The 18,023-nt window shown below is 66.4% G+C and carries 19 protein-coding genes and 1 pseudogene; 9 read left to right on the top strand and 11 right to left on the bottom strand.

Features of this window, described 5'->3' with window-relative positions; genetic code table 11:
• Positions 1-285 precede the first annotated feature (285 nt).
• On the top strand, positions 286-1,200 hold the full coding sequence (locus ACNUDN_RS23885; protein ID WP_419124202.1) for an MPT63 family protein: 915 nt from the start codon (positions 286-288) through the stop codon (positions 1,198-1,200).
• 14 nt (positions 1,201-1,214) lie between these two features.
• Here ACNUDN_RS23885 and ACNUDN_RS23890 read toward each other — a convergent pair whose 3' ends face one another.
• The 7 genes from ACNUDN_RS23890 to ACNUDN_RS23920 form a co-directional block, all read right to left on the bottom strand.
• Positions 1,215-1,919: a hypothetical protein gene (locus ACNUDN_RS23890; RefSeq protein ID WP_419124203.1), complete on the bottom strand. Its 705-nt coding sequence runs from the start codon at positions 1,917-1,919 to the stop codon at positions 1,215-1,217.
• A 64-nt stretch (positions 1,920-1,983) separates the two neighbouring features.
• Positions 1,984-3,141, bottom strand: coding sequence for a 17-hydroxy-3-oxo-4-pregnene-20-carboxyl-CoA lyase (gene ltp2 / locus ACNUDN_RS23895; protein WP_419124204.1), 1,158 nt, complete (start codon positions 3,139-3,141; stop codon positions 1,984-1,986).
• Entirely contained in the window at positions 3,141-3,542 is a 402-nt protein-coding gene (locus ACNUDN_RS23900) for a MaoC family dehydratase (protein WP_419124205.1), read from the bottom strand. Before ACNUDN_RS23900 ends, ltp2 begins: the two co-directional genes overlap by 1 nt.
• Positions 3,539-4,525 (bottom strand): bifunctional MaoC family dehydratase N-terminal/OB-fold nucleic acid binding domain-containing protein, encoded by a 987-nt coding sequence (locus ACNUDN_RS23905; RefSeq protein ID WP_419124206.1) that lies wholly within the window; start codon positions 4,523-4,525, stop codon positions 3,539-3,541. The genes ACNUDN_RS23900 and ACNUDN_RS23905 overlap by 4 nt, the downstream gene beginning before the upstream one ends.
• On the bottom strand, positions 4,525-5,688 hold the full coding sequence (fadE29, locus tag ACNUDN_RS23910) for an acyl-CoA dehydrogenase FadE29 (protein ID WP_419124207.1): 1,164 nt from the start codon (positions 5,686-5,688) through the stop codon (positions 4,525-4,527). Before fadE29 ends, ACNUDN_RS23905 begins: the two co-directional genes overlap by 1 nt.
• Positions 5,689-6,690: an acyl-CoA dehydrogenase family protein gene (locus ACNUDN_RS23915; protein WP_419124208.1), complete on the bottom strand. Its 1,002-nt coding sequence runs from the start codon at positions 6,688-6,690 to the stop codon at positions 5,689-5,691.
• A gap of 43 nt (positions 6,691-6,733) precedes the next feature.
• Positions 6,734-7,993: a cytochrome P450 gene (locus ACNUDN_RS23920; RefSeq protein ID WP_419124209.1), complete on the bottom strand. Its 1,260-nt coding sequence runs from the start codon at positions 7,991-7,993 to the stop codon at positions 6,734-6,736.
• A 121-nt stretch (positions 7,994-8,114) separates the two neighbouring features.
• Between ACNUDN_RS23920 and ACNUDN_RS23925 the strand changes: the two genes are divergently transcribed.
• Genes ACNUDN_RS23925 through ACNUDN_RS23935 form a run of 3 tightly spaced genes read left to right on the top strand, consistent with a single transcriptional unit; the run spans position 8,115 to position 10,184 of the window.
• Positions 8,115-9,278 carry a steroid 3-ketoacyl-CoA thiolase gene (locus tag ACNUDN_RS23925; RefSeq protein ID WP_419124210.1) on the top strand — a complete coding sequence of 388 codons (1,164 nt, stop codon included), beginning with the start codon at positions 8,115-8,117 and terminating at the stop codon, positions 9,276-9,278.
• A 1-nt stretch (position 9,279) separates the two neighbouring features.
• Positions 9,280-9,675, top strand: a complete 396-nt coding sequence (locus ACNUDN_RS23930; RefSeq protein WP_419124211.1) for a DUF8021 domain-containing protein — start codon at positions 9,280-9,282, stop codon at positions 9,673-9,675.
• An 8-nt stretch (positions 9,676-9,683) separates the two neighbouring features.
• A complete protein-coding gene (locus tag ACNUDN_RS23935) occupies positions 9,684-10,184 on the top strand; it encodes a nitroreductase family deazaflavin-dependent oxidoreductase (protein ID WP_419124212.1) in 501 nt (166 codons plus the stop codon).
• A 7-nt stretch (positions 10,185-10,191) separates the two neighbouring features.
• Here the strand turns inward: ACNUDN_RS23935 and ACNUDN_RS23940 are convergent, their stop codons facing one another.
• Together ACNUDN_RS23940 and ACNUDN_RS23945 are read right to left on the bottom strand one after the other, a co-directional pair.
• Complete coding sequence (locus tag ACNUDN_RS23940; RefSeq protein ID WP_419124213.1) at positions 10,192-11,097, bottom strand: SDR family oxidoreductase; 906 nt, start codon at positions 11,095-11,097, stop codon at positions 10,192-10,194.
• Between the two features lie 14 nt (positions 11,098-11,111).
• Entirely contained in the window at positions 11,112-11,903 is a 792-nt protein-coding gene (locus tag ACNUDN_RS23945) for an SDR family oxidoreductase (RefSeq protein ID WP_419124214.1), read from the bottom strand.
• Positions 11,904-11,955: 52 nt separating this feature from the next.
• Here ACNUDN_RS23945 and echA20 point away from each other — a divergent pair, with 52 nt between their 5' ends.
• From echA20 to ACNUDN_RS23970, 5 genes and pseudogenes are all read left to right on the top strand, one after another.
• Positions 11,956-12,717 (top strand): (7aS)-7a-methyl-1,5-dioxo-2,3,5,6,7,7a-hexahydro-1H-indene-carboxyl-CoA hydrolase, encoded by a 762-nt coding sequence (echA20, locus tag ACNUDN_RS23950; protein WP_419124215.1) that lies wholly within the window; start codon positions 11,956-11,958, stop codon positions 12,715-12,717.
• Positions 12,707-13,591, top strand: a pseudogene (locus ACNUDN_RS23955) (CoA transferase subunit A); the annotation flags it as partial. The gene echA20 and the pseudogene ACNUDN_RS23955, both read left to right, overlap by 11 nt.
• A 101-nt stretch (positions 13,592-13,692) precedes the next feature.
• Positions 13,693-14,442 (top strand): cholesterol ring-cleaving hydrolase subunit IpdB, encoded by a 750-nt coding sequence (gene ipdB, locus ACNUDN_RS23960; protein ID WP_419124216.1) that lies wholly within the window; start codon positions 13,693-13,695, stop codon positions 14,440-14,442.
• Between the two features lie 3 nt (positions 14,443-14,445).
• A complete protein-coding gene (gene ipdC, locus ACNUDN_RS23965; protein WP_419124217.1) occupies positions 14,446-15,516 on the top strand; it encodes a (3aS,4S,5R,7aS)-5-hydroxy-7a-methyl-1-oxo-octahydro-1H-indene-4-carboxyl-CoA dehydrogenase in 1,071 nt (356 codons plus the stop codon).
• A 68-nt stretch (positions 15,517-15,584) separates the two neighbouring features.
• Complete coding sequence (locus ACNUDN_RS23970) at positions 15,585-16,697, top strand: NDMA-dependent alcohol dehydrogenase (RefSeq protein ID WP_419124218.1); 1,113 nt, start codon at positions 15,585-15,587, stop codon at positions 16,695-16,697.
• Between the two features lie 18 nt (positions 16,698-16,715).
• On the opposite strand, the gene thpD is transcribed toward ACNUDN_RS23970, so the two are convergent.
• Together thpD and ACNUDN_RS23980 are read right to left on the bottom strand one after the other, a co-directional pair.
• On the bottom strand, positions 16,716-17,627 hold the full coding sequence (gene thpD, locus ACNUDN_RS23975; protein WP_419124219.1) for an ectoine hydroxylase: 912 nt from the start codon (positions 17,625-17,627) through the stop codon (positions 16,716-16,718).
• Positions 17,624-18,016 carry an ectoine synthase gene (locus tag ACNUDN_RS23980; RefSeq protein WP_419125284.1) on the bottom strand — a complete coding sequence of 131 codons (393 nt, stop codon included), beginning with the start codon at positions 18,014-18,016 and terminating at the stop codon, positions 17,624-17,626. Before ACNUDN_RS23980 ends, thpD begins: the two co-directional genes overlap by 4 nt.
• Positions 18,017-18,023 lie beyond the last annotated feature (7 nt).

Consider the following 18,023-nt stretch of genomic DNA (forward strand, 5'->3'; position numbering starts at 1 on the left):
GAAGTCCACACCGTGAGCCGCCATGCGAAGTGTTGACAAGGTAATTAGCTCAGCGTCACGCATGCCTGCAAATCAGCTACTTGCCCGCGCAACCAACGAGCTGCGCTGAAATGCGCAGATCGCGAGGGTGTGGGACCACGGCGGCGCCGGTGCCGCGACATTTGTGGCGAACTCGTCGTCGACTGTCCCCCGTCGAGGGCCGGTCGAAGCGACTCCGCGACCTGCTACTTTGCTCGTGGGGGAACCACCTCGCTGCTCGCTCCAACGAACACAGGAGGAATTCACGTGAGTCTCAAGCCCGCTCTGGTCGCTGTCGCCGCTGCGGCAGCAGCCGCCGCTACGCTCGCAACGGCGGCCGCGGCCTCCGCCGATGCCGAGGTCCAGTACCTCGGACAGCCCGGCGAACTCGTCAACGGCGACATCGTCCAGCACTGGACCGTCACCGATCTGAAGCCCAGCTCCGATGTGATCCCGTACCAGCCGGCCGGAACCCTTTGGGAGGCCACGGCGACCGACGAGGCCATCGCGGGCTACGTCACGCCCGTGGTGTCCAACTTGAACGCGCGCGCAGCGAACGGCGACACCTACCGCGTCCTGTTCGGGGTCGCGACCGAACAGGGTGTCAATCCGTCCACTCTGGCCCAGGGCGAGAAGACCACCGGCAAGATCTACTTCGACGTGACCGGTGAGGAGCCGGACAGCGTGTTCTACAGCGACGGCGGTCCCGATGCCCTGCTGTGGCTCGAAGCGCCGCCCGCCCCGGCGACCGGATCGGGCGCCAGCTCCGGCTCGTCGTACGGCGGCCAGGCGTCTCCCGCGGTGTCCGGCACCGCCGAGACGGCACCTCCCGACACCGTCGCCACCCCCGCCGAGGGCACCGCCACGCCCGCACCGGAGGCCACGCCTGCCGGCAGCTCCGGTACGCCGCTTCCGGAGGGCAGCTCGGGAACTCCACTACCGGAGGGCAGCACGGGAACCCCGCTGCCGACCGACGCCGCGACCGCTGAGACGGGCCCCGCGCCCACCGCCGCTGCTGTTGCACCCGCACCGCACGGCAGCTCGGGAACCCCACTGCCGGCAGGCAGCTCGGGAACCCCGCTGCCCGAGGGCGCGTCGAGCGCACCGCTCGAGGGCGTACAGTCGGTACCCGCTCCCGGTGCACCCACCACGACGGTGATGGTCCCGGCCCCGCCGGCGTGACACCGGCGTTCCCCTCAGGAGTGTGAGCTCCACCAGGTGTAGAGCTGGACCAGGTTCGGACCCTGTGGTCCCGACTGGATCTCGCTGACCATGAGGTCCGCGTCGGTGGTCCACGCCACCGTCGGCCGGCTCTGCTGAAAGCCGCACACCAGAGTGCCCGCGCCCTGATCCGGTGTGGCATTACGGCGCCAGGGCCCCGGTGACTGAATGTTGCCCGGACAGTTGACCACTGCCGAGCCGCTGACCACACCGTCGAACCGCTCCTTGAGCGCGGTGCTGTCCTTCACCAGCGTGTAGGTCGCCGTCAGCGGGCCGCCCGGGTCGTCGTTGCGCGTGCAACTGATCTGTGCGAGAGCACCTTTGGCGGGCACCACCGGCTCACATGCGTCCTGTGCGTAGCCGGCCGGCAGCAGCTCCATCAGACGTGTCTCGGCTTCCTGCCGGTTCTCGGCCGGTGTGGTGGTCGGCGAAGCCGGCGTGGTGTCCGACGGGTCGGAGGACGGCCAGAACGCGTACGCGAGGGCCCCCAGCCCGACCACGGCCGCCGTCGCGACGCCGATCAACACCACGGGGCGGCGATCACGGTGCACGGGACGGGGATTGACCGACAGCGGCGCGTCGTACCGAGTGCCCTGCGGGTCTGCCGAAGGAACGCTCGACCTGCCGACGGGCAGTGGCCCGGTGTCCTCGTCGTCGGGTTCGGGCTCGTGGGAGCTCATTGGGTTCAGGGTAGTGGGCGGCCCCGCCCGATGGTGCGAGGCACACCCGGACAGCGCAGCCGCGTCAGCCCAGGATCAGGCCCGATGTCGGGACTCCGGTGCCGGCGGTCACCAACACATGTTCCACATCGGGCACCTGATTCACCGAGGTTCCGCGCAGCTGACGAACCCCTTCGGCGATGCCGTTCATCCCGTGGATGTAGGCCTCCCCGAGCTGGCCGCCGTGGGTGTTGATCGGGAGCCTGCCGCCGATCTCGATCGCACCACCGGCGATGAAATCCTTGGCCTCACCGGGACCGCAGAACCCCAATTCTTCGAGTTGGATCAGGGTGTACGGGGTGAAGTGGTCATAGAGAATCGCGGTTTGGATGTCGGTGGGCGCCAATCCGCTCTGCTCCCACAGTTGCCGTCCGACCAGGCCCATCTCAGGCAAACCGAGTTCTTCGCGGTAGTAGGAGTACATCGTGAACTGGTCGGTGCCTGCGCCCTGTGCGGCGGCTTCGATGACCGCGGGCCGGTGCTTGAGATCTCTGGCGCGCTCCGGGGTGGTCACCACGATCGCCACACCGCCGTCGGTTTCCTGACAGCAGTCGAGCAGTCGCAACGGCTCGGCGATCCACCGCGAATTCTGGTGGTCCTCGATGGTGATCGGCTTGCCGTAGAAGTGCGCCTTCGGATTGTTCGCCGCGTGCTTGCGGTCCGCCACCGACACCGCACCGAAATCCGCGCTCGTCGCTCCGTACTCGTGCATGTACCGGCGCGCGATCATCGCCACCGATGCTGCCGGGGTGCTCAGCCCGTGCGGATAAGACCAGCTGTACTCGACGCCGCGGGAGTCGGCGTTGACGGTCAGGCCCGTCATCACCTGGCCGAACCGGTGCTCTGAGCGCTCATTGAAAGCCCGGTAGGCAACGACGACCTCGGCCACCCCGGTCGCGACGGCCAGCGCCGCCTGCTGCACCGTCGCGGCGGCGGCGCCACCGCCGTACCCGATCTGACTGAAGAAGGTGAGTTCACCGATCCCGGTCGACCGCGCCACCGCGGTCTCCAGGTTGGAATCCATGGTGAACGTCACCAGCCCGTCGACATCCGACGGCGTCAACCCGGCGTCGTCGAGCGCATCGAGCACCGCCTCGGCGGCCAGTCGCAACTCACTACGCCCGGAGTTCTTGGAGAAATCGGTGGCGCCGATTCCGGCGATCGCAGCCTTGCCGGAGATCATCAGTCGTCCCCCAAAGATAGTGTCGCAGTGGCGATGACGTGGGCACCGAGACTGTTGTTACCCACCACCTTGACGGTGGCCACACCGTCGTCGACCGCGGTGACCTCACCGGAGAACGTGACGGTGTCATAGGCGTACCACGGCACACCCAGGCGGAGTCCGATCGACTTGATCCGCGCGGTCGGTCCGGCCCAATCGGTCAGATAGCGCTGCACCAGACCGGTATCGGTGAGGATGTTGACGAAGATGTCCTTGGAACCCTTGGCCTGCGCCTTGTCCCGGTCGTGATGCACGTCCTGATAGTCGCGGGTGGCGATGGCAGTGGACACGATGAAGGTCGGGTCGCCGTAGATCTTGAGTTCCGGCAAGGTGGTGCCGACGGCCAGGGCTGGAGCGCTCATCGGGCCGGCTCCCAGGCGTACAGCGTCCACGCGGGGCTGATGTCGCTGTCCGGGAAGTCGATAAAGGTCACGCGCACGGGCATTCCGATCTCCACGGCGCCCGGGTCGACGTTGCGCAGTTCACCGAGCATCCGCACACCCTCGTCCAGTTCGACGAGAGCGATCACGAACGGCAGACTGCGCCCGGGCACCTTCGGCGCATGGTGCACGACGTAACTGAAAACCGTCCCCTTACCGGAGGCCACGACATAGTCCGACGCGGAGATCTCGTCCCGGTGGTCCTTCCACAGCGGCGGCACCGGCGGGTGCTGCAGGCTGCCGTCGGGGCGGCGCTGGATGCGCAACTCGTGCGCGTCGACGCCCTCCCAGAAGAACCGGGTGTCCCGTGAGGAGGCGGGGCGCATGAGCTTGTCCGGATCCAGATCCTCCGGGATGGCCGACGGCTGCTCGGCTGCGTCCTTCTCCCGCGGCCGGAACTTCATGATGCGCCAGTTCATCTCGGCAACGGTCTCGCCCCCGGCGACCGTCCACGTGATGAGTTGGTTGATGAAGTAGCCCTCGCCGAGCGCGGTCTGCTTGGGCCCCACCACATCGGTGATCTCGGCGTGCACGGTGAGTTGCTCACCTGGCCGCAGATACCGATGGTAGGTCTGCTCGCAATTGGTCGCGACGACCCCGACATAGCCGGCGTAGTCGAAAAGCTGCATCGCCCGCGACAGCGGGTCGTCCTCGGCGCGGCCCTGACCGAGCCCGCCCATGGTCCACACCTGGATCATGGCCGGCGGTGCCACGATACCGGGATGCCCGGCGGCCTTGGCGGCCTCCTCGTCGACGTAAATCGGGTTCTTGTCCCCGATGGCGTCGACCCAGTGATGAATCATCGGCTGATTCACCGGATCCCGACCGTCACGCGGTTCGCTGTGCGCCGCCGCCTTGAGTTCGTCGAGGCCGGCCTGCAAGTCTGCGCTCACCTGTGTCGTCATCACCGCGAAACCCGCGGAACCTTCAGGCCCGACGCCGCGATCATCTCCCGCATCACCTCGTTCACTCCGCCGCCGAACGTGATCACCAGGTTGCGCTTGGTCATCTTGTCCAGCCAATCCAACAGCTCACCGGTCGGCGGGTCGGCGGGGTTGCCGTACCTGCCCACGATCTCCTCGGCGAGCCGGCCCACGTCCTGGATCCGTTCGGTGGAGAAGACCTTGGTGGCAGCGGCGTCGGCGACCGCGATGGTCTCGCCTGAGGCGGCCACCTGCCAGTTCAGCAGCTCGTTCACCCGCCAGATCGCCTTGATCTGGGCGAGGAGCCGCTTGACGTCGGCGTGCTCGACGGGCGTCACACCGTCGGAACCCGGCTTCGAGGCCCACGCGTGCACCCGGTCGTAGATGCCGGCGACCCGCCCGGCCGGCCCGAGACCGACACGCTCGTGGTTGAGCTGGGTGGTGATCAACTTCCACCCGCCGTTCTCCTCACCGACGAGCATGTCGGCGGGAACGCGCACATCGTTGTAGTACGAGGCGTTGGTGTGGTGGGCTCCGTCGGACAGGATGATCGGAGTCCACGAGTAGCCCGGATCCTTGGTGTCGACAATCAGGATCGAGATGCCTTTGTGCTTGGCGGCATCCGGGTCGGTGCGACAGGCCAGCCAGATGTAATCCGCGTCATGGGCGCCGGTTGTCCACATCTTCTGTCCGTTGACGATGAACTCGTCGCCGTGCCGAACCGCCGTGGTCCGAAGCGATGCCAGGTCGGTACCGGCATCGGGTTCCGAGTAGCCGATCGCGAAATGAATGTCACCCGAAAGGATCCCGGGCAGGAACTTCTTCTTCTGCTCTTCGGTGCCGTACACCTGCAGCGTCGGGCCCACCGTCTGCAGCGTCACCAGCGGAAGCGGTACATCGGCTCGATTGGCCTCGTTGACGAAGATCTGCTGTTCGACCGGACCGAAACCCAGACCGCCGTACTCCTTGGGCCAGCCCACGCCGAGCTTGCCGTCCGATCCCATCCGCTTGATCACCGTACGGTAGGCCTCGTTGTGCCGATCGGTCTCCATCGCGGCCGCCTCGTCGGGCGTGATGAGTGTGGAGAAGTACTGGCGCAGTTCGGCTTGCAGCGCCCGCTGCTCGGGGGTCAGTTCGATGTACATCTACACTCCCACCAGGTCGAGCCGGAGCGACGGACCGCCCAACAGCCGGGTCAAATCCTTGATCGACGAGTAGTAGCGGTTCATCGGGTAGGTGATATCCATACCCATACCGCCGTGCAGGTGGTGGCAGAGCCGCATCGCGGGCCCCGCCTGGGAAGCCAGCCAATACCCGAGAACCTCGAGATCGTCATCCGCGTCCAGCCCTTCTGCCAGCAACCACGCCGCCGACGTCGACAGCAGCGAGATGGTTCGCGAGGCGATATAGACCTCCGAGAGCTGGGCCGCCACCGTCTGGAACGTCGACAGCGGCCTTCCGAATTGTTCTCTGGTCGCGACGTAGTCGGCGGTCAGGCGCAGTGCACCGGCGACCAGGCCCGCGGCGAAGGCGCCGATGGTCGCCAGCACCAGTTGGTTCACCCGGTGCGGTGCCGCGCCGGCGAGCACGTCGCCCTCGGTGACCGCGACGTCGGAGAAGGTCAGCACATATTCGTCCGACCCGTTCGACGACGGCGTCTTGGTCGCTTCCAGTCCGTCGGCGGTGCCGGAGACCACCACGACACCGGAGTCGGTGCTGACCAGGATCCACTCCGCTTGTGCGGCATAGCCGACAGCCAGTTTGGTGCCGTTGAGCACACCTCCGTCGAGGTGCACGGCCGGCCGGTCAGGCAAGTGCGCGCCTGCTTCGTTGAGCGCCCATGTCAGCACTGCCCCCTTCGGCACACCGGCGAGGAACCGATCCTGCTGGGCTTCGTCGGCAACATCGAGCAGCACCGCAGTCACACCGAGAGTGCCCAGCGCCGGGCTGATGGTGCCGTGCCTGCCGATCTCGGTGAGCGCTGTGGCGATCTCGGCGAGTCCCACACCGTCGCCGCCGAGCCGCTCCGGCACCGCGAGCGCCGGCACCCCACCGGCGACCAACGCGTCCCAGCTGTTGTCGCGGTCCAGCACCGAGGTCACCACATCGGCGACCGCCTGCTGACCCTCATCCGGACTGAAATCCACCGAATCCTCCTTGACCCGATCCAACAACAGTTCCGTCGGTGTCTTAGTGAGCCACCGGGCATTTGCCGGTGTAGTCCACCTGCCAGTGCTTGATCCCGTTGAGCCATCCCGACTTCAACCGCTCGGGCTCACCGATCGGCTTGAGATCGGGCATCGCGTCGGCGACCGCGTTGAAGATCAGGTTGATGGTCATCTTCGCCAGGTTGGCGCCGATGCAGTAGTGCGCACCGGTCCCACCGAAACCCACGTGCGGGTTGGGGTTGCGGGTGATGTCGAAGCGGTGCGGGTCGTCGAACACGTCTTCGTCGAAGTTGGCCGAACGGTAGGACATCACGACCCGCTCGCCCTTCTTGATCTGCACTCCGGACAGTTCGGTGTCCTCCAGTGCGGTGCGCTGGAACGCCGACACCGGCGTGGCCCAGCGCACGATCTCGTCGGCTGCGGTCTCGGGCCGTTCCTTCTTGTACAGCTCCCACTGCTCGGGGTTCTGCGAAAACGCGATCATGCCGTGGGTGATGGAGTTCCGGGTGGTTTCGTTACCCGCCACCGCCAGCATCACCACGAAGAAGCCGAACTCGTCGTCGGAGAGCTTCTCACCATCGATGTCGGCCTGGATCAGGGTGGTGACGATGTCATCGGTCGGGTTCTTGGCCCGCTCCTCGGCCATCTTCATCGCGTAGGTGATGAGTTCGAACGACGACATCGCCGGATCGATGTCCGCGTACTCCGGATCCTCGCCGGCGGTCATCTCGTTGGACCAACGGAAGAGCTTGTCGCGATCTTCCTGGGGCACACCGAGCAGCCCCGCGATGGCCTGCAGCGGCAATTCGCACGACACCTGCTCGACGAAATCACCGGAGCCCTCTGCCGCGGCGGTCTCGGCGATCTTGTGCGCACGGGTGCGCAGCTCGTCCTCCAACCGGCCGACGGCCCGCGGGGTGAATCCGCGCGAGATGATCTTGCGCAACCTGGTGTGCTGCGGTGCGTCCATGTTCAGCAGCACAGCTTTCTGCAGGTCGATGGCGTCCCGCGTCATGCCCTGGGGCCACACCGGGATGGCACCGTCGGGCGAGCTGCCGAAGATGTCGTTGCGCTTGGACACCTCCTTGACGTCGGCGTGCTTGGTGACCAACCAATACCCTTTGTCACCGAAGCCGCCCGTCCCGCCGGGAACGTCGACCCAGTGGATAGGCTCGGACTTGCGCAGCTCGGCCAGTTCCTCGACGGGCAGACGCTCAAGGTTCAGGGTCGCGTCGAGGAAGTCGAACTCGGGGCTGATCGGACATGAATTGGGGCCAGGCATAGAAAAGCACTCCTCAATTGCAACGTGTTCTAGTGCCAGTAAAACATGCCTCCACCGCAGATGAAAGGCACGGCGGCATCGCTGCTTGTCAGACTAATGAAACGTGTTCTAGCCTGACGATATGGGTACCCCTGTCATTGTCGAAGCCACCCGCAGCCCCATCGGAAAGCGCAACGGCTGGCTGTCCGGCCTGCACGCCACCGAGTTGCTGGGCGCCACCCAGAAGGCACTCGTGGAGAAGGCCGGTATCGAGGCGGGACAGGTCGAGCAACTCATCGGCGGCTGCGTCACCCAGTTCGGGGAGCAGTCCAACAACATCACCCGGGTGGGTTGGCTGACCGCCGGACTGCCCGAACACGTCGGCGCCACCACGATTGACTGTCAATGCGGGAGTGCCCAGCAGGCCAACCACCTGATCGCCGGCCTGATCGCCACCGGTGCCATCGAGATCGGCATCGCGTGCGGGATCGAGGCGATGAGTCGGGTCGGGCTGGGCGCCAACGCCGGACCCGACCGCAGCATCATCCGCGCGTCGTCGTGGGACATCGACATGCCGAACCAGTTCGAGGCCGCCGAGCGGATCGCCAAGCGGCGCGGCATCACCCGCGCCGACGTGGACGCGCTCGGGCTGGCGTCCCAGGCCAAGGCCAAGCAGGCCTGGGCCGAGGGGCGCTTCGACCGGGAGATCTCCCCGATCTCGGCTCCTGTGCTGGACGAGAACAAGCGCCCGACCGACGAATGGGCACCCGTCACCCGGGATCAGGGACTGCGCGACACCACCGCCGAGGGACTGGCCGGGCTCAAGCCGGTGATCGAAGGCGGCGTACACACCGCCGGTACGTCGTCACAGATCTCCGACGGCGCCGCCGCGGTCCTGTGGATGGACGAGGACAAGGCCAAGGCGCTGGGTCTCAAGCCGCGCGCCCGGATCGTGGCGCAGGCCAACGTCGGCGCCGAAACCTATTACCACCTCGACGGACCCGTGCAATCGACAGCCCGGGTGCTGGAGAAGGCCGGGATGAAGATCGGCGATATCGACCTGGTCGAGATCAACGAGGCGTTCGCGTCGGTCGTGTTGTCCTGGGCCCAGGTGCACGGCGCCGACATGGACAAGGTCAACGTCAACGGCGGAGCGATCGCGCTCGGCCATCCGGTGGGATCCACCGGCGCCCGGCTGATCACCACCGCGCTGCACGAGCTGGAGCGCACCGGCCAAGGCACCGCACTGATCACCATGTGCGCCGGCGGCGCGCTGTCGACCGGAACCATCATCGAGCTGATCTGAGGTGGCCCCCTCCCAGATCAGTACCGCTGAGCGGATCGCCGCGGCCCAGGCCTACATCAGTGCGTTGGCCAGCCACCAGGCCGACGCCGTGCCCTTCGCGCCGGGCTGCACCCGGGTCGAGGTCGGTCTCAAGACCGGGTTCTCCGGAAATCACCTGCGCCGCAGCCTCAACCGCGGTCTGCAGTACCGGGTGATCCGGGGGGTGACGGCACCGGAGTTCACCGTCGACGGCGATACCGTCCGGGCCCGTTTCGACCTTTCGACCAAGCCTTCACTGGCCGGACGACGGGTCGGGGCGCACATCGACGAGACGTTTCTCATCCCGTCCGACGACCCATCGGGGCAGGCGCAGATCCACCGCATCGAGGCTTCGATTCGCCCGTTCATCACCAGATAGGTGCACACATGGCCAAACCCCCTCGTCCGTTGAGCGCCAAGCAGGTCGACGGCCTCAACTCGCCCGCCGTCGGCGTCGGCATCAAGTGGATGTCGAAGATCAACACCTGGGTGTACAAGGCCACGGGTGGGCGTGTCGGTTACAACTGGCGGCTCGGCTCCAACAGGTTCTCGGCGCCGCCGCCGATCGGGATCCTGACCACGATCGGCCGTAAGTCCGGACAGCCCAGGGAAAGCCCGCTGCTGTTCCTGCGGGAAGGCGACCGTATCGTGCTGGTGGCCTCACAGGGCGGCCGTGCCGCCAATCCGATGTGGTACCTGAACCTCAAGGCCGACCCGCAGGTCACCTTCCAGATCAAGAACGAGAAGCTCAGACTGGTCGCGCGCGAGGCCACCGACGCCGAGCGCGACGAGTACTGGCCCAGACTCGACGCGATCTACCCGGACTTCGCGAACTACCGGTCCTATACCGACCGCAAGATCCCGATCCTGATCTGCGACCCGGTCTGAGGCGTCGTCACGCCCCGTAGACCGGAACCGCGGTGCGCGCCTTGGCGAGCAGATCGGTGACGACGGGACCGAGCTCGGCCGGGTCCCAGCGGGCACCCTTGTCGATCTCGGGTCCGTGCGCCCAGCCTTCGGCGACGCGGATCTTGCCACCCTCGACCTCGAAAACCTTGCCGGTCACGTCCCGGGACTCCACGCTGCCCAACCAGACCACCAATGGTGAGACGTTTTCTGGCGCCATCGAATCGAAGTCGTTGTCCTGGGTGGACATCATGTCGGCGAAGACGGTCTCGGTCATCCGGGTCCGCGCCGACGGCGCGATCGCGTTCACGCTGACGCCGTAGCGGCCCATCTCGGCGGCGGCTACCAGAGTGAGCGCCGCGATGCCCGCCTTGGCCGCGCTGTAGTTGGCCTGCCCGACGCTGCCCTGAAGCCCCGCACCAGAACTGGTGTTGATGATGCGCGCGTCCACGGCATCACCGGCCTTGGACTTGGCGCGCCAGTACGCGGCGGCATGCTTCATCGTCGCGAAGTGCCCTTTGAGGTGCACCGCCGTGACGGCGTCGAACTCCTCTTCGCTGGTGTTGGCGAGCATTCGGTCCCGCACGATGCCGGCGTTGTTGACCAGCACGTCGAGGCCGCCGAAGCTGTCCACGGCGGTCTGGATCAAACCTTCTGCCTGCGACCAGTCCGCGACATTGGCACCGCTGGTGACGGCTTCACCACCGGCCGCCACGATCTCGTCGACGACGTTCTGCGCCGCACTCCCGCCGCCGGCCGGTGAACCGTCCAGTCCGACACCGATGTCGTTGACCACGACGCGGGCACCCTCGGCGGCGAAGGCGAGCGCGTGCGCACGCCCGATTCCGCCACCAGCACCCGTCACGATCACCACGCGGCCATCGAGCAATCCCATGCTTGTTCTCTCCCTTAGGTTTTGATATCGGCAGTGGTGGTCGACAGGTAGTGTGGCGGCTCCCCGCCGCCATGCACCGCCAGCGACGCACCGCTGATGTAGGACGCCGCGCCGGACGCCAGGAAAGCGGTGGCCCAGCCGATGTCCTCCGGCTTGGCAAGCCGGCCCAACGGCACGTTCCGCGAGATCGCGGCAATCGAGTCGGAGTCACCGTAGAACAGCTCGGACTGTTCGGTCTCGACCATGCCCACCACGACCGAGTTCACCCTGACCTTGGGCGCCCATTCCACCGCCAGCGTGGCGGTCAGGTTGTCGATACCGGCCTTCGCGGCCCCGTAGGCCGCGGTGCCGGGGGTGGGACGGTGCCCGCTGACGCTGGAGATGTTGACGATCGACCCACCCGTGGGCTGCTGCTGCATCACCGCGTTGGCCTGCGTCGAGACCGACAGCGCCCCAAGCAGATTCAGCTGGACGATCTTCGCGCTGAAGTTGGCGGAGGCGTCGGAGGCGCGCACATACGGCGAACCCCCGGCGTTGTTCACCACCACATCCAGTCGGCCGTGGTCTGAGACGATCCCGGCCACCAGCGCCTGGACCGCATCGTCGTCGCGGATGTCGCAGACCCTGAACTCATAGGGCGATTCCGGGACCGGCCGGCGGGCGCACGTCACAACGGAGGCGCCCTGGTCGGCGAAAACCCTGCTGATGCCCGCACCTACACCACGCACACCACCGGTGACGAGTACGACGCGGCCGGCCAGACCGAGGGCGATGCCGCTGCGGGCACTGTCGACGGGGTCAGTCACTGTGCTAGCGTACCAAGCAAGTGCTTGCTTAGGTAGCGACCCAGGAGTTTGCATGCCGATCATCACCAAGACAGTGGAGCCGGGCATCGTCTCGGTCACCGTCGACTACCCGCCGGTCAACGCGATTCCTTCGCGCGGCTGGTTCGAACTGGCCGACGCCATCACCGCGGCAGGCCGCGATCAGAGCACCCACGTGGTGATCCTGCGGGCCGAGGGGCGCGGCTTCAACGCCGGCGTCGACATCAAGGAGATGCAGAACACCGAGGGCTTCACGGCGCTCATCGATGCCAATCGCGGCTGCTACGAGGCGTTCCGCGCGGTCTACGAATGCGCCGTGCCGGTCGTGACCGCAGTGAACGGTTTCTGCGTCGGCGGCGGTATCGGACTGGTCGGCAACTCCGATGTCATCGTCGCCTCCGACGATGCGAAGTTCGGCCTCCCCGAGGTGGAACGGGGCGCACTCGGCGCGGCCACCCACCTGTCCCGACTGGTGCCTCAACATCTGATGCGACGGTTGTTCTTCACCGCGGCCACCGTCACCGCCGACACGCTGCATCACTTCGGTTCGGTGCACGAGGTGGTGCCGCGCGCCGAACTCGACGAATCCGCGCTGCGGGTGGCGCGTGACATCGCGTCAAAGGACACCCGGGTGATCCGCGCAGCCAAGGAAGCGCTCAACTTCATCGACGTTCAGCCGGTCAACGCGCGTTACCGCATGGAGCAAGGCTTCACCTTCGAGCTCAATCTCGCCGGAGTGTCCGATGAGCACCGGGACGCTTTCGCCGGCACTGAGAAGGGATCCAATGTCCGATAAGAGAACAACTCTCGACGACGCCGTCTCGTCGATCCGTAGCGGCATGACGATCGGCCTCGGCGGCTGGGGTTCCCGGCGCAAGCCGATGGCATTCGTGCGCGCACTGCTGCGCACCGATGTCACCGACCTGACCGTGGTCACCTATGGCGGGCCCGATCTCGGGCTGCTGTGCTCGGCGGGCAAGGTCAAACGCGTCTACTACGGTTTCGTGTCGCTGGATTCGCCACCCTTCTACGACCCGTGGTTCGCCAAGGCCCGCACGTCGGGCTCGATCGAGTCCCGCGAGATGGACGAAGGCATGCTGCGGTGCGGCTTACAGGCCGCCGCCCAGCGGCTGCCGTTCCTGCCCATCCGCGCCGGCCTCGGCAGCGACGTCCGCGCGTTCTGGGGTGACGAACTCAAGACGGTGACCTCGCCGTACCCGACCGGCTCGGGTTCACAAGCCGGTTACGAAGAACTCATCGCGATGCCCGCGCTGAACCTCGATGCCGCGTTCGTACACCTGAATCTGGGCGATGCCCGCGGGAATGCGGCCTACACCGGGATCGACCCGTACTTCGACGATCTCTTTCTGATGGCGGCCGACAAGCGGTTCCTGTCGGTGGAGAAGGTGGTGTCCACCGAGGAGCTGGTGAAATCCGTTCCTCCGCAAGCCCTGCTGATCAACCGGATGATGGTCGACACCGTGGTCGAGGCGCCCGGCGGCGCGCATTTCACCACCGCCGAGCCCGACTACCGTCGCGACGAGAAGTTCCAGCGGCACTATGCCGAGGCTGCGGCCTCCGACAAGACGTGGGCCCGGTTCGTCCAGACCTACCTGTCGGGCAGCGAGGCGGATTACCAGGCTGCCGTTCGTGAGTTCACCGATGAGCGCTTGCGCGAAGAGCATGTGACCGATGAGCGCTTGCGCGAAGAGCATGTGACCGATGAGCGCTTGCGCGAAGAGCATGTGAAGAAGAACCTGGAGGACTCCAAGTGATCTCCACCACCCGCGCCGAGATCTGCGCCGTCGCGTGCGCCGAATTGTTCCGCGACGCAGGCGAAATCATGGTCAGCCCGATGACGACGATAGTGTCGGTCGGCGCGAGGCTGGCGCGCCTGACCTTTTCGCCCGACATCGTGCTGTCCGACGGCGAGGCACGTCTGATCGCCGACACGCCTGCCATCGGGGCCACAGCCGCCATCGAAGGCTGGATGCCGTTCGGCAGGGTCTTCGAAACACTGGCCTGGGGCCGCCGACATGTGGTGATGGGAGCCAACCAGATCGACCGCTACGGCAACCAGAACCTTTCGGCGTTCGGGCCACTGCAGCATCCGACCCGCCAGATGTTCGGGGTACGCGGCGCGCCGGGCAATACCATCAACCACGCCACCAGCTACTGGGTGGGCAACCACTCCAAACGGGTGTTCGGCACGGAAGTCGATATCGTCTCCGGGATCGGCTGGGACAAGGTCGATCCGGACAATCCGGCGTTCCGGTTCGTCAATGTCTACCGGGTGGTGACCAACCTGGGCGTCTTCGACTTCACCGGACCCGACCATCAGATGCGCGCGGTGTCGCTGCATCCCGGCGTCGAGGCCGATCAGGTTGCCGAGAACACCTCCTTCGAGGTGCACGGCCTCGGCGAAGCCGAGACCACTCGCCTGCCTTCGGCTGAGGAGCAGCGCCTGCTGCGCGAGGTGATCGACCCGAAGTCGCTGCGGGACAAGGAAGTAAAGGTCTAGGTGATGGCCGCACTACAGACCCCGCTGACCGAACTGGTCGGCATCGAACACCCCGTGGTGCAGACCGGCATGGGTTGGGTCGCCGGCGCCCGCCTGGTCGCCGCGACCTCGAACGCCGGGGGTCTCGGCATCCTGGCGTCGGCGACGATGACGCTCGCCGAACTGACCACCGCGGTGGGGAAGGTCAAAGCCGCGACCGACAAACCGTTCGGCATCAACATCCGCGCCGACGCCGGTGACGCGAACGACCGCGTCGACCTCCTGATCCGCGAAGGAGTCAAAGTCGCCTCCTTCGCCCTGGCGCCCAAGCCCGACCTGATCGCCAAGCTAAAAGAGGCCGGCGTGGTGGTCATTCCGTCGGTCGGACTGGCCAAGCACGCAAAGAAAGTCGCAGGCTGGGGCGCCGACGCGGTCATCGTGCAGGGCGGCGAAGGCGGCGGTCACACCGGCCCGATCGCCACCACACTGCTGCTGCCGTCGGTACTCGACGCCGTCGCCGACACCGGGATGCCGGTGGTGGCCGCCGGTGGGTTCTTCGACGGCCGCGGTCTGGCCGCGGCCCTGTCGTACGGGGCCGCGGGTGTCGCCATGGGAACCCGGTTCCTGCTGACCAAGGACTCGACCGTCCCCGATGCGGTCAAACAGCGCTATCTGCAGGCGGCGCTGGACGGGACGGTGGTCTCGACCAAGGTCGACGGTATGCCGCACCGTGTGCTGCGCACCGGGCTGGTCGAGAAGCTGGAGAGCGGCTCGCCGATTCGTGGCCTGTCCGCGGCGGTGCTCAATGCGCAGAAGTTCAAGAAGATGTCCGGCATGACCTGGAAGTCGATGATCACCGACGGACTGGCCATGCGGCACGGCAAAGACCTGACGTGGTCCCAGGTGGTGATGGCGGCCAACACCCCGATGCTGCTCAAGGCCGGTCTGGTCGAGGGCAACACCGACGCGGGCGTCCTGGCCTCCGGGCAGGTGGCCGGCATCATCGAGGACCTCCCGTCCTGCGCCGAACTGGTGCCCGCGATCGTCGCCGAAGCCGTCGAGCACCTGCAGAAGGCGACGTCGTTCATCCGCTGAACGCATTCTTGACGCGCGTCTAATCAATTCCGCCATGCGGACCGGCGTGCCTTCCTACACTCGGCCGCATGAAGACCAACGCCGCCATCCTGTGGGAGTACGGGTCCGACTGGACCATCGAAGAGATCGACCTCGACCCCCCGGGTGACGGTGAGGTGCTGGTGTCCTGGGAAGCCACCGGGCTGTGCCATTCCGACGAGCACATCCGCACCGGTGACCTTCCCGCGCCGCTGCCGCTGATCGGTGGTCACGAAGGTGCCGGCATCGTGCGTGAGGTCGGAGCGGGCGTCGTGGGCCTGGCCCCCGGCGACCACGTGGTCGCATCGTTCCTGCCGGCGTGCGGTCGGTGCCGGTTCTGTTCGACCGGCCATCAGAACCTGTGCGATCTGGGCGCACTGATCATGGCGGGCACCCAGGTCGACGGCACCTACCGGCGTCGGGCACGCGGTCAGAACGTCGGCGCGATGGCATTCGTCGGGACCTTCTCGCAGTACGGTTCCGTGCCCGAGGCGTCCATCGTCAAGATCGACGAGGACATTCCGTTGTCGCGCGCCTGCCTGCTGGGATGCGGCGTCACCACGGGGTGGGGCTCTGCGGTCAACACCGCCGACGTCTCTCCCGGAGACACTGTCGTCGTCATCGGACTGGGAGGCATCGGCAGCGGCGCGGTTCAGGGCGCCCGGCTGGCCGGGGCCGAGAAGATCATCGTCGTCGAACCGGTTGAAGCAAAGCGCGAGCTGGCATTCCGTTTCGGGGCCACACATTTCGTGACCTCGCTGGCCGAGGCCACCGCGCTGGTCGCCGACCTCACCCGCGGGGTGATGGCCGACTCGGCCATCCTGACGGTCGGGCTGCTGGAGGGCTCCATGCTCGAAGACGCCGCCAACATCATCCGCAAGGGCGGCGCTGTGGTGATGACTGCGCTGTCCGCGATGGCCGACAGCTCCCCGACCTTGGGCATGATGATGTTCACGCTGTTCCAGAAGCGGCTTCTGGGCAGCCTCTACGGCGAGGCCAACCCGCGTGCGGACATCCCTCGACTGCTCTCGCTCTACCGTGAGGGCAAGCTGCTACTCGACGAGACCGTCACCCACGAGTACAAGCTGGCCGAGGTCAACGAGGGCTATCAGGACATGCGCGACGGCCGCAACATCCGCGGCGTCATCCTGCACGACCACTGAGCGCGGCCACGCCGGCTGCTAAGCGGGGACCGGGGTGCTGAACGGCTGAGATGTCCTGGCCGCCAGGTACTCCGGGCGTGGCGTCTGCGCGCGGTAGGGCGCTGTCAGACGGTTCTGGACCGAATTGAACACCAAGAAGATGTTCGAGCGCGGATACGGCGTGATGTTGGAACCCGACCCGTGCATGATGTTGCAGTCGAACCACAGCGCGGTGCCGGCCGGACCGGTGATCTGGTCGATACCGTGCTGGTCGGCGGCCTCGGTCAAGATGTCCCGGCTCGGGACCCCGATCTCCTGCTTGACCAGGGACGACGAATGGTTGTCCCGCGGGGTCGCGCCCACGCACGGATAGAAGACCCGATGTGAGCCGGGCATCACCATCAGCGACCCGTTGTAGGGGAAGTTCTCGGTCAGCGCGATCGAGCACGATACGGCACGCATGTCGGGCATACCGTCCTCGGCGTGCCAGGTCTCGAAGTCGGAATGCCAATAGAATCCGCTTCCGGTGAAACCCGGCATCATGTTGATACGCGCCTGATGCAGGTACACGTCGCTGCCCAACAGTTGGCGGGCAACGGGCAGCACGGTGTCCAGCGTGACGACCTCGGACACCACGTCACTGAACAGGTGCGGTTCGAACACCGAGCGGATGTTGCCGCCCGGCTCCCGGATGATGCGCGGATCATCGGTGTCCGCCGTCGTCGCGATGCGTCCGAGCTCTGCACTCAGAGTCGGTAACCACGCCTCGTCGACGGCGCCGGATCGGACCAGATAGCCGCTGTCCGACATGGTCTGCAGCTCGGCCTCTGTGAGCGGGCCGCTCGACGGTGACCCCCACACGGTGGGTTCGGTGCGCGCGATGGGCGCGATCTGTTCGGTGAGCCGGGTCGGGTAACGGTCGGTGGTGCGCGACTGCTGTTCAGAACTCAATTGGCTTGCACCGCCGCAGGGTAGGCGCCGCTCTCGTCGTGGACCTCCCGACCGGTGACCGGCGGGTTGAACACGCACAGCATGCGCATCCTGGTCTCACAGCTGACCCGGTGCCGCTCGTGACCGTTGAGCAGGTACATGGTGCCGGGAGCCAGCGGGTACTGCGTACCGGTCTCGTGGTCGGTGAGGGTTCCGGTGCCCTCGACCACCCAGACGGCCTCCACGTGGTGCTGGTAGTGGAACTCGCTCACCGAGTTCGCGTTGATGGTCGTCTCGTGGAACGAGAATCCGACGCCGTCGTCGGCCAGGATGATCCGTTTGGATCGCCAATCCTTGGCGGCCACATCACGATCCGTTCCGGTGATCTCGTCCGTGGTGCGGACTATCACGGTCGGC

It is taken from the genome of Mycobacterium sp. smrl_JER01, assembly GCF_048513595.2.
In the GTDB taxonomy this organism is placed as follows: domain Bacteria; phylum Actinomycetota; class Actinomycetes; order Mycobacteriales; family Mycobacteriaceae; genus Mycobacterium.